Origin of the sequence: Agromyces sp. MMS24-JH15 (genome assembly GCF_043518605.1) — a bacterium.
Taxonomy (GTDB): domain Bacteria; phylum Actinomycetota; class Actinomycetes; order Actinomycetales; family Microbacteriaceae; genus Agromyces.
The window spans coordinates 708,734-725,449 of sequence record NZ_CP171358.1 but is presented as its reverse complement, the minus strand read 5'-3'; the positions used below and the strand labels follow the sequence as shown (position 1 = coordinate 725,449).

At 71.4% G+C, this 16,716-nt stretch carries 14 protein-coding genes; 6 read left to right on the top strand and 8 right to left on the bottom strand.

Features of this window, described 5'->3' with window-relative positions; translation table 11 throughout:
* Positions 1-27: 27 nt before the first annotated feature.
* Positions 28-246 carry a hypothetical protein gene (locus tag ACDF64_RS03310; protein WP_394553394.1) on the bottom strand — a complete coding sequence of 73 codons (219 nt, stop codon included), beginning with the start codon at positions 244-246 and terminating at the stop codon, positions 28-30.
* Positions 247-366: 120 nt separating this feature from the next.
* Here ACDF64_RS03310 and ACDF64_RS03305 point away from each other — a divergent pair, with 120 nt between their 5' ends.
* Positions 367-999 (top strand): GNAT family N-acetyltransferase, encoded by a 633-nt coding sequence (locus tag ACDF64_RS03305; RefSeq protein ID WP_394553393.1) that lies wholly within the window; start codon positions 367-369, stop codon positions 997-999.
* A 260-nt stretch (positions 1,000-1,259) separates the two neighbouring features.
* On the opposite strand, the gene ACDF64_RS03300 is transcribed toward ACDF64_RS03305, so the two are convergent.
* From ACDF64_RS03300 to ACDF64_RS03270, 7 genes are all read right to left on the bottom strand, one after another.
* The gene (locus ACDF64_RS03300; RefSeq protein ID WP_394553391.1) at positions 1,260-2,744 is read right to left on the bottom strand and encodes a cation acetate symporter; all 1,485 of its coding nucleotides are present in this window, start codon (positions 2,742-2,744) and stop codon (positions 1,260-1,262) included.
* Positions 2,741-3,214 (bottom strand): hypothetical protein, encoded by a 474-nt coding sequence (locus ACDF64_RS03295; protein WP_394553389.1) that lies wholly within the window; start codon positions 3,212-3,214, stop codon positions 2,741-2,743. Before ACDF64_RS03295 ends, ACDF64_RS03300 begins: the two co-directional genes overlap by 4 nt.
* Positions 3,211-3,960 (bottom strand): LytR/AlgR family response regulator transcription factor, encoded by a 750-nt coding sequence (locus tag ACDF64_RS03290; RefSeq protein WP_394553388.1) that lies wholly within the window; start codon positions 3,958-3,960, stop codon positions 3,211-3,213. Before ACDF64_RS03290 ends, ACDF64_RS03295 begins: the two co-directional genes overlap by 4 nt.
* Positions 3,957-5,180: a sensor histidine kinase gene (locus tag ACDF64_RS03285; protein WP_394553387.1), complete on the bottom strand. Its 1,224-nt coding sequence runs from the start codon at positions 5,178-5,180 to the stop codon at positions 3,957-3,959. Before ACDF64_RS03285 ends, ACDF64_RS03290 begins: the two co-directional genes overlap by 4 nt.
* A 68-nt stretch (positions 5,181-5,248) precedes the next feature.
* The gene (locus tag ACDF64_RS03280; RefSeq protein WP_394553386.1) at positions 5,249-6,289 is read right to left on the bottom strand and encodes a LacI family DNA-binding transcriptional regulator; all 1,041 of its coding nucleotides are present in this window, start codon (positions 6,287-6,289) and stop codon (positions 5,249-5,251) included.
* Positions 6,290-6,342: 53 nt separating this feature from the next.
* Positions 6,343-8,493 (bottom strand): alpha-galactosidase, encoded by a 2,151-nt coding sequence (locus ACDF64_RS03275; RefSeq protein WP_394553385.1) that lies wholly within the window; start codon positions 8,491-8,493, stop codon positions 6,343-6,345.
* Between the two features lie 46 nt (positions 8,494-8,539).
* On the bottom strand, positions 8,540-9,562 hold the full coding sequence (locus ACDF64_RS03270; RefSeq protein WP_394553384.1) for a LacI family DNA-binding transcriptional regulator: 1,023 nt from the start codon (positions 9,560-9,562) through the stop codon (positions 8,540-8,542).
* A gap of 289 nt (positions 9,563-9,851) precedes the next feature.
* Between ACDF64_RS03270 and ACDF64_RS03265 the strand changes: the two genes are divergently transcribed.
* From ACDF64_RS03265 to ACDF64_RS03245, 5 genes are read left to right on the top strand one after another with little or no spacing between them, the layout of a single operon-like run.
* Positions 9,852-11,165, top strand: a complete 1,314-nt coding sequence (locus tag ACDF64_RS03265; RefSeq protein WP_394553383.1) for an ABC transporter substrate-binding protein — start codon at positions 9,852-9,854, stop codon at positions 11,163-11,165.
* A 12-nt stretch (positions 11,166-11,177) separates the two neighbouring features.
* Positions 11,178-12,146, top strand: a complete 969-nt coding sequence (locus tag ACDF64_RS03260) for a carbohydrate ABC transporter permease (RefSeq protein WP_394553382.1) — start codon at positions 11,178-11,180, stop codon at positions 12,144-12,146.
* Positions 12,143-13,072: a carbohydrate ABC transporter permease gene (locus tag ACDF64_RS03255; RefSeq protein WP_394553381.1), complete on the top strand. Its 930-nt coding sequence runs from the start codon at positions 12,143-12,145 to the stop codon at positions 13,070-13,072. Before ACDF64_RS03260 ends, ACDF64_RS03255 begins: the two co-directional genes overlap by 4 nt.
* Positions 13,069-15,672: a glycoside hydrolase family 2 protein gene (locus ACDF64_RS03250; RefSeq protein ID WP_394553380.1), complete on the top strand. Its 2,604-nt coding sequence runs from the start codon at positions 13,069-13,071 to the stop codon at positions 15,670-15,672. The genes ACDF64_RS03255 and ACDF64_RS03250 overlap by 4 nt, the downstream gene beginning before the upstream one ends.
* A complete protein-coding gene (locus ACDF64_RS03245) occupies positions 15,669-16,688 on the top strand; it encodes a glycoside hydrolase family 113 (protein ID WP_394553379.1) in 1,020 nt (339 codons plus the stop codon). The genes ACDF64_RS03250 and ACDF64_RS03245 overlap by 4 nt, the downstream gene beginning before the upstream one ends.
* Positions 16,689-16,716: the final 28 nt, after the last annotated feature.

Genomic DNA, 16,716 nt, shown 5'->3' with positions numbered 1-16,716 from the left:
GACCACCGGGAGGTCCGCGGCGCTCGCCTACTCGGTCCCGAACGACTTGTCGATGTTCCCCTTCACGTCGTCGACCTTGGCGTCGTGCTCGTCGGGCACGACCTTCTTCACGGCCTCGCCGATGCCGTCGAGCAGCTTGTCGCTGATGTCCTCGGCCTGCTCGCTCTTCAGCGCGTCCTGGATCTTGTCCTTGTTCTGCTCGATGAAATCCCCCGCCTGCTTGGCGAGGTCGTCGAATCCGGCCATGAGGCCCTCCGTCTCCGCGGCACCGTCGCCGCCGCGGTCAGCCTAGGCGGGCGCCGCGGGGGCGGAAAGGGGGTTGCCGAGGGCGGGCACGCGCGGCGACTGCTGTGCCAAGATCGATCGGTGACCGCGACCCTGCCCCCCGCGCGCCCCCTCGTCGGCCGGTTCATCCGCCTCGACCCCTACGACCCCTCGGATGTCCCGGAGTTGCACCGTGCGCTCGCGAAGCCCGAGGTGTTCGCCGGCGGCTACGGCGGCGGACCGGCGGGCCTGCCCGCCGACTTCGCCGCGTACGAGCGCTTCGCGCTCACCCAGTGGCATCTCGGCCCGCTGCACCTGCCGTGGACCATCCGGCTCGTCGGCGGGCCGGACGACGGCGCGGTCGTCGGCACGACCTCGCTCGGCGACCTCGACCTGCGCAACGAGGGCGCGCACATCGGCTGGACCGCGTACGACCCGCGCGTGTGGGGGACCGCCGTCAATCCCGAGGCGAAGCTCCTCCTGCTCGGGCTCGCGTTCGACCACGGCTTCGGGCGCGTGAAGATCCAGGCCGACTCGGTGAACGCGCGCTCGCGCGCGGCGATCGAGAAGCTGGGCGCGACGTTCGAGGGCATCGCGCGCCACGACAAGCGGCGAGCGGATGGCTCGTGGCGCGACACCGCGATCTACTCGGTGCTCGCCGAGGAGTGGCCCGCCGTGCGCGCCGGGCTCGAGGCCCGCGTCGCCGCCTTCGACGCCACCCCGGTGGTCGAGTAGCGCCGCGGTCGCGCGGGTCTCGATACGCGTCCTCGCTCCGCTCGGGCGCTACTCGACCACCGGACGGAGCCGACACCCTCCGGTGGTCGAGTAGCGCCGGCGGAGCCGACGCCCCTAGTGGTCGAGTCGCGCCGGCGGAGCCGACGCCCCTGGTGGTCGAGTAGCGCCCGCGGAGCCGACGCCCCTGGTGGTCGAGTAGCGCCGGCGGGACCGACGCGTATCGAGACCTCCCCGACTCCCACCGTCCGACCCCCACCCGCCTACGGCGCGCGCCGCGGCTCCTCGGGCACGTGCAGCCGGCGCAGGAACGCGTCGGTGCCGCGGGGGATCCCCGGCCGCCCGCCGCGGCTCCCGGAACGCGAGACGAGCACGATCACGAGCACCGCGAGGGGCACCGTCCATGCGGCGGGCTGGTCGAGGAACGGGGCGATCGCCGGCGCCGATCGGTGCGCGAGCGGGCCGAGCAGGATCGCCCCGCCCGAGAGCACGGCGCCGGTCAGCATGCCCGCGATCGCTCCAGCTGCCGTGAGCCCGCGCCACCAGATGCCGAGCAGCAGCACCGGGCACAGGGTCGATGCGGTGAAGGCGAACACGAGCCCGACGCTGCCGGCGAGCCCGGTCGACTCCGTCGCGAGCGCGACGAGCAGCGGCACGAAGGTCGACAGCACGGCGGCGATGCGGAACCCGCGCACGCTCCCGCCGAGCAGGTCCTGGCTGATCACGCCCGCGAGCGAGACGACGAGCCCCGACGACGTCGACAGGAAGGCGCCGAACGCGCCCGCGATGACGAGCGCGGTGAGCAGGTCGCCGAGCGGCCCGGGGACGAGCCGGTCGGGCAGCACCAGGACGAGCGCGTCGGCGTCGCCGGCGGCGAGGTCGGGGGCGAAGGCGCGGCCGAGGAATCCGAACACCGTCGGGAACAGGTAGAACACCGACAGCAGGACGAGCACGATGAGCGTAGTCCGGCGCGCGGCCGGGCCGTCGGGGTTGGTGTAGAACCGCACGAGCACGTGCGGCAGCCCGAGCGTGCCGAGCAGCAGCGCGACCATCAGCGAGATCGTCCGGTACGGGTCGAGCGAGCCGATCCCCGCCTCGACGGGGAACGCCTCGGCGCTTGCGAGTTCGGGGTGCACGCCCCCGCCGACCACGAGGAGCAGCGCGATCACGGGCACGGCGAGCGCAGTCAGCTTGAGCCAGTACTGGAACGCCTGCACGAACGTGATCGAGCGCATGCCGCCCGCGGCGACCACGACGGCGACGATCACCGCGACCGCGACGGAACCGGCCCACGCGGGCAGTCCCGTCGTGATCCGCACGGTCAGGGCGGCGCCCTGGAGCTGCGGCACGATGTAGAACCACCCGATGACGATCACCAGCACGCTCGTGACCCGGCGCACCCACCGCGACCCGAGCCGCGCCTCGGTGAAGTCGGGGATCGTGTAGGCGCCCGACCGCCGGAGCGGGGCCGCGACGAACAGCAGCAGCATCAGGTACCCGGCGGTGTACCCGATCGGGAACCAGAGTCCGGCCGACCCGGTCAGCAGGATGAGCCCGGCGATGCCGAGGAAGCTCGCGGCGGAGAGGTACTCGCCGCCGATCGCGGAGGCGTTCCACCACGGCTTCACGGTGCGGCTCGCGACGTAGAAGTCGCTCGTCGTCCGGGAGACGCGGAGCCCGTAGAAGCCGATCAGCGCCGAGGCCAGGGCGACCGCCGCGATGGCGATGTACCCGATCGCCGGGTTCACGCGTCGCCCCGCGGGTCGCCCGCGCCCGCGCCCTCGCCCGGTGCGTCGCTCGCGAGCGAACGGTACCGCGCCTCGGTCCGCGCGGCCGCGCGCACCTGCAGCGCGGCGACCGTGATGATCAGCGGGTACACGCCGAACGCCAGCAGCAGCCACGACACGGGCAGGCCGAGGATCGACGCCTCGTCGAGGCCCGGGACGAGCGCGACCGCGAGCAGGAACACCGCGGTCGCCCCGACGAACCCGGATGCGTGGACGAGCGCGATCCGCAGTTGCGAGCGGATGAGGGCGCGGACGTACTCGCCCTGGATGTCGCTCGTCGACGTGTTCCCGGTCGTCGGCGTCGCGCCCGTGCCCGGGCGCGGCGCGGTGACGCGCACGCGCGGCAGGGCCGGCGGCGCCGCCGCCGGAGGCATCCTCTCGGCGTCGCGTCCCGCGGCGTCGCGCTCGCCGGGCGCCGGCGCGCCGCTCACTGGCGCGGCCGGATCGTCGTCGACTCGAGCCGCTCGCGCAGCGCCGGCAGCAGTCGGCGGCTCACCGGTAGCTCCGCCTGCCCGATCGCGATGCTCGCGCGCTCGCCGGCGAACCGCACGCGCGCGACGTGCGCGAGCGACACCAGGTAGGAGCGGTGCACGCGCACGAAGCCCGCATCGGCCCACTGGCGCTCGAGATCGGACATCGGCACGCGCACGAGGTAGCTCGCGTCGTCGGTGTGCAGGCGCGCGTAGTCGCCCTGGGCCTGCACGTAGCGGACGTCGTCGCGGCGGATCATCCTCGTGGTCCCGCCGAGGGAGACCGCGATCACCTCGGGCTGCGGCGCCGGCGGGCTGTCGGTCGCCGAGGCCGCGGCCTGCGCGCGCAGCGCCTCGACGACGCGCGTGACCGACCGCGCGAGGCGTTCGGTGCGCACGGGCTTCAGCAGGTAGTCGACGGCGGCCAGGTCGAACGCCTCGAGTGCACCCTCCTCGTCGGCCGTCACGAACACGAGCACGGGCGCGTGCTCGAAGCGCTGGATCGCGCGCGCGAGGTCGAGGCCGTTGAGGCCGGGCATGTGGATATCGAGGAACGCGGCGTCGACCCGCTCGCGCGCGAGCAGCCGGATCGCCTCCGACCCCGAGTCGGCCTGGTGGATGCGCCCGATGCGCGGATCCCGCCCGAGCAGGAACACGAGTTCGTCGACCGCGGGCTGCTCGTCGTCGGCGATGAGGACATCGATCATCCGGCGCTCCGGGCTCCCGCCGGGTGCGCGTCGGCCATGCCGCGGTCGACGCTGCGGCCGGGCTGCGACTTCGGCACGCGCATTCGCACGAGCGTGCCCGCACCGAGGTTCGTCTCGACGACGAGGCCGTGATCCTCGCCGTACACCTGTCGCAGGCGCGCGTCGACGTTGCGCAGGCCCACGTGCTCACCGGGCGAACCGCCCGCCAGCACCTCCTCGAGCACGACCGGATCGATGCCGACGCCGTCGTCCTCGACGCTGACCTCGGCGAACGCGCCGGAGTCGGCGGCGGTGATCGTGATGCGGCCGCCGCCCTCCTTCGACTCGAGGCCGTGCCGCACGGCGTTCTCGACGAGCGGCTGGATCGAGAGGAACGGCACCACCGTCGAGAGCACCTCGGGCGCGACCTGCAACGTCACCCGCAGACGCTCGCCGAAGCGGGCCCGCTCGAGCTCGAGGTAGCTGTCGATCGAGCGCAGTTCCTCGGCGACGGTCGTGAAGTCGCCGTGGCGGCGGAACGAGTACCGCGTGAAGTCCGCGAACTCGAGCACGAGCTCGCGCGCCTTCGCCGGATCGGTGTTGATGAACGACGCGATCGCGTTGAGCGCGTTGTAGATGAAGTGCGGGCTGATCTGCGCACGGAGGGCGCGCACCTCGGCCTCAGCCAGTGCGGCGCGTGACGCGTCGAGCTCTCCGAGCTCGACCTGCGACGCCACCCAGCTCGCGACCTCGCCCGTGGCGCGCACGAGGCCGGCCCGCACGGGCGCGGCGAACGCCACGATGGCCCCGGCCGAACGGTCGCCGATGAGGATCGGCGCGGCCACGGCATCCGTCTCCCCGGAACCGATGGCGATGCGCCGCTGCACGTGCGGCTTGCCCGCGGATTGCGCCGCAGAGGCGAGCGCGCCCGCGATCACGCGAACGTCGTCGTCGCCCTCGACCGTGACCAGCCCGGCCGGATCCACGAGCGCGAGGCTCTCGCAGCCCAGCATCGTGCGCAGGTGACGGCCGGCGCGCGCGGCGTCGGCTCCGTCGAAGCCTCCCCGCACGTGCTTCGCCGCACGACTGGCGAGGTGCAGCGTCTGGTACGTCGCCTGCTCGGCATCGGTGCCGAGCTCGCGCTGGGCCACCACCAGGCGGCGCAGCAGCAGCACCACGCCGACCGCCAGGGCGCCGGCGATGACACCGGCACTCGCGGCGAGCAGCATCGACTCGGGCATGCACGAAGCGTAATCGCGCCGAGGCGAGATCGCGTACGTCGGAACGTGGGGAGACGTGCCGGGGCTGCTCAGGCCGTCGGCGCGGGCCCCGTCGATTCGCGAACCGCGAGCCGCGGGGTGGAGTCGAGGTGCGACTGCGGCGCGGCACCGGCGGCCACCTCGAACAGCCGCCTGGCCGCGTGCGCCCCGAAGGCGACGACGTCGTGGCTGAGCGCCGTGAGGCTCGGCACCGAGTGCCGGCAGAGCAGGGAGTCGTCCCACGCGATGATCGAGACGTCGTCGGGGGAGCGGAGTCCGGCGCGCGCCAGCACACCGAGGGCCGCGATGGCCATGATGTCGTTGTCGTAGACGAAGGCCGTCGGCGGGCGCTCGGAGGCGAGTGCCGACCCGGTCGCTGCGGCACCTTGCTCGGGCGAGTAATCGGTGCGCAGCACCTCGCCCTCGAGGCCGAGCTCGGCGATCTCGGCGACGAACGCCGCATCGCGGATCTGCGTGTGGGCGAGCTCGGCGAGGCCGGCGACCCTGGCGATGCGTCGGTGCCCGAGCGAGGCCAGGTAGCGCACCGCCTCGCGCATCGCGGTGGCGTCATCGGTCCAGACGGTCGTCAGGTCGCTGACGAACGCCGGGTCGGCGACGGCGACGGTGGGAAGCTCGGGATGTCCGGCGAGGTACGCCGCGCGCGGGTCGTCGGCGCGAAGGTCGACGAGCAGCACCCCGTCGACGCGGCGGGTGGTGCGCCAGCGGCGCAGCGTCATCAGCTCGCTCGGGGCGTCGGGCACGACCTGGAGGAGCACCCCGTAGCCGCGCGGCGACAGCTCGGTCTCCATACCCGCGAGGAACTGCATGTAGAACGACTCGACGCCGAGGTTCTTGGGATCGCGGGCGAGCACGAGGCCGAAGATGTTCGACTTCGCCTCGGCGAGCGCCTTGGCCGCGCTGCCCGGGGCCCACCCGAGTTCGTCGGCGACGAGCAGGATGTGGGCGCGAGTGCGCTCCGAGACGCCCTTGCGCCCGTTGAGGGCGAACGACACCGCGCCGGGAGAGACCCCGGCGCGCTCGGCGATCTGGGCGATCGTCACGGTCTGACGTGCGGCCGGGTTGTTCCCCACAGGTGCACCTTACTCCGGGCCCGGCGAGCGTCGCGGCGCCTGCCGCCCCCAGTTCAGAGGGCCTCGAGGTGCAGCACGAACGCCTGCACCGGCCAGAGCGTGGGCAACTGGAGCCCGACCGTGTCGAGCACGGAACCCGGGAGCTCGATCCCGCCGTCGGTGAACCACTCGGGTGCGATCCACCCGTATGCGGCATCGCCGATCTCACGACGGACCCGCACCCGGAACCGGCGCGCCGGGTCGAGTCCGGGGATGCGCAGCCGCTCGGCGCGTGCGTCCTCGAGGCTCGCGACCGTCGCGACGACGTAGACGGCCGCATCGCGCGCCTCGGTCACGAAGCCCGTCACCCGCCACGCGGGGTCGCGGAGGTCGGGGTGCACCACCCGGCCGCGATGGACGATCGGGCGCAGCTCCCGGTAGAGGGCGGCGAAGCGCGTGATCGCGGCCGTCTCGTCGTCGTCGTAGCCGAGCACGTTCCACTCGAGACCGGCCGAACCCAGGAGGCTCGTGGCCATGCGGAACGGGAGCGGCGTCACCCGGCCCGAGCTGTGCGACTCCGACGGGCCGACGTGCGCGCCGACGAGTTCCGGCGGCAGCAGCAGGCCGGTCCAGCGCTGGATGTCCTGGCGCTCGACCGGATCGTTCGAGTCGCTGGCCCAGACCCGATCGGCGTGCTCGAGCATGCCGAGGTCGGTGCGAGCACCGCCGGAGGAGCACGACTCGATCTCGAGACCCGGGTGCGCGGCCGCGAGCTCGTCGAGCATGCGGTACACGCCGAGGGTCTGGGCGTGCACGCCTGGCCGGCCGTCGTGCACGCTCTCGACGAGGTCGCGGTTGTGGTCCCACTTGATGAAGTCGATGCCGAGCTCGTCGACGAGCGCGTCGATCCGGCCGAACACGTGCGCGTAGGCGTCGTCGTTCGCGAGGTCGAGCACGTACTGGGTGCGCCACGAGAGCGAGGGGTCGTGCTCGAGGTGCCGAGGGTCGTGCAGCAGCCAGTCGGGGTGCGCCCGGGCGAGGTCGGAATCGAGGCTCACCATCTCGGGCTCGAACCACAGCCCGAACTGCATGCCCAGTTCGTGCACCCGCGCCGCGAGCGGGCCGAGGCCGTCGGGCCACACGGTGCGGTCGACGGTCCAGTCGCCGAGGCTCGTGGTGTCGTCGCGACGGCCCTGGAACCATCCGTCGTCGAGCACGAAGCGCTCGACGCCGATGGCGGCGGCCCGCTCGGCGAGGGCCGTCACCTTCGCGGGGTCGTGGTCGAAGTAGACCGCCTCCCACGTGTTGAGCACGAACGGCCTCGCGGATCGCGGATGCCTCGGGCGGGCCCGCAGCATCGTGTGGAACGCCGCGGCGATGCCGTCGAGCCCGGAGTCGGAGTACGCGAACAGCACGGGCGGTGCAACGAGCTCGTCGCCGGGCACGAGCACGAGCTCGCCCGGCCGCAGCAGCTCGCCGCCGCCGAACTGCGGGACCGAGTCGGTGATGCGGTCGACCCGGTACGTCACGTCGGACGACCACGCGACGTGCGCGGCCCACACCCGGCCGGAGCCCCACCGCGGTGCGCCCTCCGAAAGGGCGAGCAGCGCGGGTGAGTCGTGCCCGGGGCGTCCGCGGCGCGTCTGCCGCACCGTCGATCCCCCGGGCAGGCCGGTGACGACCGGGCGCTTCTCGCGGGTCCAGCGGCCGTCGAAGCTCAGCTGATGGTCGGCCGTCGTCGGCACCGGCAGGATGCCCTCGAGCCAGTCGACCTCGACCGGCAGCGCCTCGGTCGAGCCGCCGTGGCGCAGCCGCTGCTCGACACGGACGACGCCGCCGGCCTCGATCGCGATGGCGATCGTCAGTCGCAGGCCGGATGCCTCGTCGACGGCCGTGCACTCGAAGCGATCGGCCGTCGACTGCGACGTCGTCACCCGCCAGCGCGGGCGGAGGAGCACGCCGCCGCGGCGAAGCTGCAGGCCGGGTCGGCCGCTCCAGCCGTCGCCCTCCTGGGGCGAGAGCGAGACCTGCCAGGCAGCGTCGAGGGTGCCGGGAGGCGCCTGTCGGCTGAGCGAGGAGCGAAGGGCGTCGTCGTCTCCACGGTCGGCGCCGAGCGGGGCGCCGAGCGGGGCGCCCCAGTGGAGCACGCTCGGAAGCGCGCCGACGGCGGGGTCGATCACGACGGCGACCCCCTGGGCCTCGAGGTGCACGAGGGGCTCGGTCATGCGGCTGGCTCCCTGGGGTTCGGTCGGGTTCGGTCGGGCGCGGAGGTCAACGCTGCAGGTCGCCCGGTGGTCGTTCGCCGGTGCCGCGCGCGACGATCCAGGTGGGAAGGTCGATCTGGCGGGTGAAGCCGCCGGGGTCGCCGATGCGCTCGAGCGCGAGGCGGGCGGCCTGCCGGCCGAGCTCGACGGGGTCGTACGAGATCACGGTCACGCCGAGCACGTCGGCGGTGTCGAAGTCGTCGAAGCCGATCAACGCCGGGGCCGTCGTGCCCGGGCGGGCCCGCAGCGCGCGGAGCGCTCCGATGGTCATGCGGTTGTTGCCGGTGACGATCGCCGTGGGCGCATCGGGTTCGTCGAGGAGCTCGCCGATGATCGTCTCGGCGCGGATCGTGCGGTCGTCGGCGAGGCGCTCGAGGTCCGCGGTGTCCTGCACTCCGAAGGAGGCCATCGCGTCGCGGTACCCGCGGACCCGTTCGGCCTGGGAGTAGACCTCGGCCGGATTGCATGCGTAGGCGATGCGACGGTGGCCGAGTTCGAGCAGCCGTGAGACGGCCTCGTACGTGCCTCGGTGGTTCTCGAGCACGATCGAGTCGGCGATGAGGTTGCGTGCCGGCCGGTCGATCGCGATGACCGGGGTGCCGAGTTGCCGCTCGCCCTCGAGGTACGACTGGTCGTCGGCCGCGGGAATGAGCAGCAGCGCGTCGATGCGCTGGGCGAGCAGGGCGTCGGCGACCCGCTCCTCGCCGTCGGGGGTGTCATCGGTCGTGGCGACGACGAGGGAGTACCCGCTGCGCCGGAGCTCTTCCTCGATGCCCCCGGCGACCTTGTAGTAGAAGGGGTTCCCGAGGTCGCCCATGACGAAGCCGATGGTGTTCGTCCCCCCGCCGCGACGCAGCCGGCGGGCGAGCGTGTTCGGCCTGAATCGCAGTCGCTTCGCGGCGGTCAGCACCCGGTCGACGGTCTCGGGCGCGACGACGTCGCGATCGGCGTACACGCGCGAGACGGTCTTCGAGCTCACCCCCGCGAGGCGGGCGACGTCGTCGAGCGTCGCCCTCGGTTGCACTGCCACTTCGCCCCTCCGAATCGGTGAATCGCAGGGCGAGCCTAACAACTCGACGGCCCCGTGTCCATCGAAGGACATTTACACGACATTGGCGGATTTGTTTAGCGGCAGCGGGAGTGGAAAAAGCCTGATCAGACCTATTCCGCAGCGTAGTCGGAAGGATTCATTAGTGTACGACAGCGCTGACATTTAGTTGCGACGAGCGTCCTGCGATGCCTATTCTTGCCGCAGCCGACCCGGAGCACAGTCGGGCGGCCCCCCAAGTTCAAGGGTGAACCTGACAAGGAGTCGACACATGGCAAAGAAGGCAGTGGCGGGCCTCGCGGTGCTCGCAGCGGCCGCGATCGCGCTGACCGGCTGTTCAGCCGGCGGAGCAACCGATCCCGACAACACCATCGACGGCGAGGTGAAGGGCGACCTCAAGGTCGTCACCTGGCGCACCGACCTCGTCGAAGACGGCACATTCGACGAGTACGCCGCCGAGTTCAACAAGCTCTACCCCGACGTGAAGGTCACGTTCGAGGGCATCACCGACTACGAGGGCGAGATGAAGACCCGCCTCTCGACCAAGAACTACGGTGACGTCATCGGCATCCCGACGATGCAACCCAGCCAGTTCGAGCAGTTCCTCGAACCGCTCGGCAAGACCAGCGACTTCCAGGACACGTACCGCTTCCTGACCACGCACACCTACGACGGCACGCAGTACGGGCTCGCCATCGGCGGCAACGCCCAGGGCGTGCTCTACAACAAGAAGGTCTTCGAGGAGGCCGGCATCACCGAGCCCGCGACGAGCGAGGACGAGTTCATCGCCGACCTGCAGAAGATCAAGGACAACACCGACGCGATCCCGCTGTACACGAACTACAAGGACGGCTGGCCGCTCTCGCAGTCCTTCTCGAACCTCGGCTCGATCACGAACGACCCCGACGCCAGCATCCACCTGGCGAAGGACGACGCCCCCTGGACCGAGGGCAGCGACATCTACGCCATCGACTCGCTCCTGTTCGACGCCGTGCACGCCGGCCTCACCGAGGCCGACCCGCTCACCACCAACTGGGAGCAGTCGAAGGTCGACATCGGCACCGGCAAGATCGGGGCGATGACGCTCGGCTCGTGGGCGATCTCGCAGATGCAGGGCGCCGCAGAGGACAACGGCGGCTCGGCCGACGACATCGGGTACATGGCCTTCCCCTCCAACATCGACGGCACGCAGCACGCGATCATCGGCGGCGACTACAACCTCGGCATCAGCAAGTACTCGAAGTCGAAGGCCGCCGCATGGGCCTGGATCACCTGGCTCATCGAGGACTCGGGCTTCACCGAGACCCAGGGCATGATCTCCACCGTCTCGGCGAAGGACCTGCCCGACAACCTCGGCGACTTCACCGCGGCGAATGTCGAGCTCCTGGAGACCAACCCGGCCCCGGCCGGCGAGGAGAGCCTGCTGAGCGACGTCTCGAACGACTCGCAGATCGACCTCTGGGGCCCGATCTACCGTCAGAAGCTCGTCGACATCGCCCGCGGCGCCGCCGACGGCGACAAGGACAGCTACTTCGCCGAGCTCAACGAGCGCTGGGCCGCCTCGGTCGACAAGCTCGCGAAGTAGGAAGAGGCAACCATGGCGATCGCGGCACCGGGCTCCGCAACGACGGATGCCCCGGCCGCCCGCACCGCGCCGGAGGGCCGCCCCGACAGGCGACCCTCCGGCGTCACCACGCGACAGCGCGTGGTGCGGCGGCTGACCCCCTACCTGTTCCTCGCTGCGGCCGTCGGACTGCTGCTGCTGCTGACCTACTGGCCGGCGGTCAACCTGGTCTGGTACAGCTTCACCGACTGGGACGGGCTCGACCTCACGAAGAACTTCGTCGGGTTCGACAACTACGTGCAGGTGTTCACCGATCCCCGCATCTTCCAGGTGTTCGGCGTCAGCCTCTACTACTTCGCCGCCTCGTTCGTCCAGATGGGGCTGGCGCTCTACTTCGCGGTGGTGCTGAGCTTCAGCACCCGGTTCCAGAACCTCTTCCGCGGCATCCTGTTCTTCCCGTACCTCCTGAACGGCGTGGCCATCGGCTTCGTCTTCCTCTACCTCTTCCAGCCGGGGGGCACGCTCGACACGGTGCTCTCGTGGTTCGGCGTGACCGAGCCGCCGCAGTGGCTGGGCAACCCCGACATCGCCAACTGGTCGCTGGCCGGCACGAGCGTGTGGCGCTACATGGGCATGAACTTCGTGCTCTTCCTCGGTGCGATCCAGTCGCTGCCGAACGACACCTACGAGGCGGCCGAGCTCGACGGCGCGAACAGGTGGCAGCAGTTCTGGGCGATCGTGTTCCCCGGCATCCGCCGCGTGATCGGCCTGTCGTTCATCCTCGCGATCTCGGGTTCGCTGTCGGTCTTCGAGGTCCCGTTCATCATGACGGGTGGCGCGAACGGCACCTCGACGTTCGTCATCCAGACGATCCAGACGGCCTTCAACTTCCGTCAGGTCGGGCTCGCGAGTGCCATGGCGGTCGTGCTCCTCATCATCGTGCTGCTCGTGACCTGGATCCAGCGCAAGCTCTTCCCCGACGAGAAGGTCGACCTGACATGACCGCCACCACGACGAACCCGGCAGTCAACCCGCGCGGCGCACGCGACGCCGGCGGCCGGCCCGACTCGGGTCGGGCCCGCCGTGGCCGCGGCGTGTTCGCGAACGGCGGTCGCGCCATCCCGGCCACGACCGCCAAGTACCTGAGCCTCATCATCGCCGCGGTGTGCACGCTGCTGCCGCTGGTCTCGGTGCTGTTCGCGAGCCTCAAGACCAAGCAGGAGTACGGCGCCACCGGCGCCCTCGAGCCTCCCGAGAACTGGCTGAACTTCGACAACTTCGTCACCGCCTTCACGAGCGGCGACATGCTGGCCGGGTTCGTGAACACGTTGATCGTGCTGGCCGTCTCGCTCGTCGGCACCATCCTGATCGGCACGATGGCCGCCTATGCGCTCGACCGGTTCGAGTTCCGCGGCAGGAAGCTCGTCATGGCGCTGTTCCTCATCGCGACGCTGGTGCCGAGCGTGACGAGCCAGGTCGCGACCTTCCAGATCGTCAACGGCCTCGGCCTGTACGACACGAAGGCCGCGCTGATCCTGCTCTTCATGGGCACCGACATCATCGCGATCTACCTGTTCATCCAGTTCATGGCGTCGATCCCCGTCTCGCTCGACGAGGCCGCGATGATCGACGGCGCCAGCCGTTGGACGATCTACTGGCGGATCGTGCTGCCACTCCTGAAGCCCGCGATCGCCACGGTCGTGATCATCAAGGGCATCGCCATCTACAACGAGTTCTACTCGCCGTTCCTCTACCTGCCGAGCGAGGACCTGATCTCGACCTCGCTGTTCCGATTCAAGGGACCGTTCGGGTCGGAATGGGAGATCATCTCCGCAGGCACGCTCATCGTCATCATCCCCACCCTGATCGCCTTCCTGCTGCTGCAGCGTTGGATCTACAAGGGCCTCACCTCCGGAGCCGTGAAGTGACCGTCAACCCCACTCGAATCACCCCCGCACCCGTCGCGCGCGCCCTGCACGGGGGTTGGACGCTCCGGGTCGCGGGAGGGCCGGCGCCCGACGAGATCGTCGCGGGCGGACCCGTGCAGGCGACGGTGCCGGGGTGCGTGCACACCGATCTGCTCACCACCGGGCTGATCCCCGATCCGTACCTCGACGACAACGAGGCGCTCCTCGCCTGGATCGGACTCGTCGACTGGACGTACGAGACGAGCTTCGAGTGGGAGCCCGATGCGCACGAGCGGCACGACCTCGTGTTCGACGGGCTCGACACCGTCGCGACCGTGCGGCTGAACGGCCGCGTCGTGCTCGAGGCCGCCAACCAGCACCGCTCGTTCCGCGTCGACGTGCGCGAGGCGCTCGTCGAGGGCGCGAACACGCTCGAGGTCGCGTTCCGCTCACCGATCCGGTACGCCAACGCGCAGAGCCTCGAGCTCGGGGCACGTCCGCGCCCGTACCCGCTGCCGTACGAGGCGATCCGCAAGTCGGCCAGCAACTTCGGCTGGGACTGGGGCATCGCGACGTACACGAGCGGCATCTGGCGGCCGGTACGACTCGAGTCGTGGTCGACGGCGCGCATCGCCGAGGCGCGCTTCGTCGCCGTGCCGGTGGGCGATGGCGGCCGGCTCGAGGTCGCGGTCGAGATCGAGCGAGCGGATGCCACGGGCGTGCCGCTCTCGATCGCGGCCGAGATCGCGGGGCATCGGGTGGAGCTCGCCCTCGACGAAGGGGCCGACACGGCGCACCTCGCGGTCGAGGTGGCGAAGGCGCTGCGCTGGTGGCCGGTCGGCCACGGCGAGCAGCCGCTGTACGAGGCGTCGGTCTCGCTGCTGGCCGGCGACACCGCGGGTGCCGACGATGCGAGCGCCGGCGACGACAGCGCCGGCGACGCGAGCGCCCGCGATGACGGCGACGCGACCGTGCTCGACTCGGTGCACCGCCGCGTCGGCTTCCGCACGGTCCGCTGGGATGTCGCGCCCGACGAGGCCGGCACCCCGTTCACGCTCGTGGTGAACGAGCGGCCGGTGTTCGTGAAGGGCGTGAACTGGATCCCCGACGACGCCCTGCCGGTGCGGGTCGATCGCGCCAGGTACGAGCGACGGCTGCGGCAGGCGGTCGCGGCGAACCTGAACCTCGTGCGCGTGTGGGGCGGCGGCATCTACGAGTCCGAGGACTTCTACGAGCTCTGCGACGAGCTCGGCCTGTTGACGTGGCAGGACTTCCTGTTCGCGTGCGCCGCGTACCCCGAGGAGGAGCCGCTCCGAGGCGAGATCGAGGCGGAGGCACGCGAGCAGATCGCCCGTCTCTCCTCGCATGCCTCGCTCGTGCTGCTGACCGGCAACAACGAGAATCTCTGGGGCCACGAGGACTGGGGCTGGAAGCAGGTCCTCGACGGCAGGACCTGGGGCGCGTACTACTACCACGACCTCTTCCCGGCCCTCGTGGCCGAGCTCGCCCCGCACGTGCCGTACAGCCCCGGCAGTCCGTTCAGCCCGGTGCAGCCCGACGGGGCCACCCCGCACCCCAACGCCGAGCCGCACGGCACCATGCACCTCTGGGAGCAGTGGAACCGGCAGGACTACCTCACCTATCGCGACCACCGGCCGCGCTTCGTTGCGGAGTTCGGCTGGCAGGGCCCGCCCGCCTGGTCGACGCTCGTGCGCTCGGTCTCCGACGATCCGCTGAGCCCCGAGTCGCCCGGCATGATCGTGCACCAGAAGGCGGCAGAGGGAAATGCCAAGCTCACGAACGGCCTGCTGCCGCACTACCGGGTGCCCGCCGACATGGAGACCTGGCACTGGGCGATGCAGCTCAACCAGGCGAACGCGGTGCGCGTCGCGCTCGAGCACTTCCGCTCGTGGGCGCCGCACACCATGGGCGCCGTGGTCTGGCAGTTGAACGACTGCTGGCCGGTCACCTCGTGGGCCGCGATCGACGGCGACGAACGGCTGAAGCCGCTCTGGCATGCGCTGAAGCTGGCCTTCGCGCCGCGCATCGTCACCGTGCAGCCCCGCGGCGACGGCCTCGCCGTCGTGCTCTCCAACGACACCGACGCCGTCTGGGCCGGTGAGCTCGTCGTCGTGCGCCGGTCCTTCGACGGCGCCGAACTCGCCACCCGGACCGTGCGCTTCGAGGTCCCGGCCCGGGGCACCGTGACGGCGTCGGTCGACCCCGAGCTCGCCGCGGCGGGCGACACCGCGGCCGAGTTCATCGTCGCGACCGCGACCGCGACCGCGACGGCCGGTGCAGGCGGCGGCGAGGTCGGCGAGCGCGGGTTCTGGTTCTTCGCCGAACCGCGCGACTCGCGACTGCCCGCGGCAGAGCTCTCGTTCGACACCGAGGCCGCCGACGGCGGCACGCTGGTGCGGGTCACGGCCGCGACGCTCGTCCGCGACCTCTCGCTCCTCGTCGACAAGGCAGACCCCGACGCGTCGACCGAAGACGGCCTCGTCACCCTGCTGCCGGGTGAGACGGCGGCCTTCCTCGTGCGCCACACGCAGCCGATCGACACCGCAGCCCTGACCTCGGCGCGCGTGATGCGCACGGCGAACGAACTGGTCGCCCGGTGAACCGCGAAGCACCCGCGACATCCGAAGCCCACACGGCGCGAGCCGTGCTCGAGCCGTACGTCGCGGGCATGACCTGGGGCTGGACCGGGGTGCGCGGCACGTGGGCCGCACCCGAGGCAGCGGAGTCGATGCGCCTCATGGCCGAGCACGGCGTGAACTGGACCGCGCTCGCCTACGCGGCCGAGCAGGCCACGGCGCAGTCCACCGAGATCCCCTTCCGCGAGGCGCCGACCGTCACCGATGACGAGGTCGTCTGGGCGATCCGGGCGGCGAAGGCCCACGGCCTGCGCGTCTGCCTGAAACCCGTCGTGAACGTGGCTGACGGCACCTGGCGCGCCCACATCGGCTTCTTCGACGTGGATGTCCCCGGCGAGCCGACCTGGGGCGAGTGGTTCGAGGCGTACCGCGAGTTCATCGTGCACGCGGCGCGCATCGCCGAGGCCGAGGGCTGCGAGATGCTCTGCATCGGCTGCGAGATGGTGCGCGCCGACTCGCGCGAGGCGGACTGGCGGGAGCTCGTCGCCGCCGTGCGCGAGGTGTACTCGGGTCTCGTCGCCTACAACTGCGACAAGTACCAGGAGGATCGCCTCGGCTGGTGGGATGCCGTCGACGTGATCACCTCGAGCGGCTACTACCCGATCGATCGGTGGGAGGGGGAACTCGACCGCATCGGGCGGGTCGTCGAGGCATCGGGCAAGCCGTTCCTCTTCATGGAGGCGGGCTGCCCGTCGCGAGTCGGCTCGGCGCAGCGGCCGAACGACTGGAGCCTCGCCGGTGCGCCCTCGGGCGACGAGCAGCTGCGGTACTACCGGGCCATGTTCGCCGCGTGCGACGCTCGCGAGTGGATGCGCGGCTTCATGCTGTGGGACTGGCCGCCGCGCCTGTTCGCCGCGTCCGACGCCGCACGCGACGACGACTACTGCCCGTTCGGCAAGCCGGCGGGGGAGTTCCTGCGCGAGACCTACCTCGCACGCAGCGGCGGCGGGCACGAACGCGAAGCCGCGGGCGCGACATGACCCGGCGACGGCGGCAGCACGGCCCGGG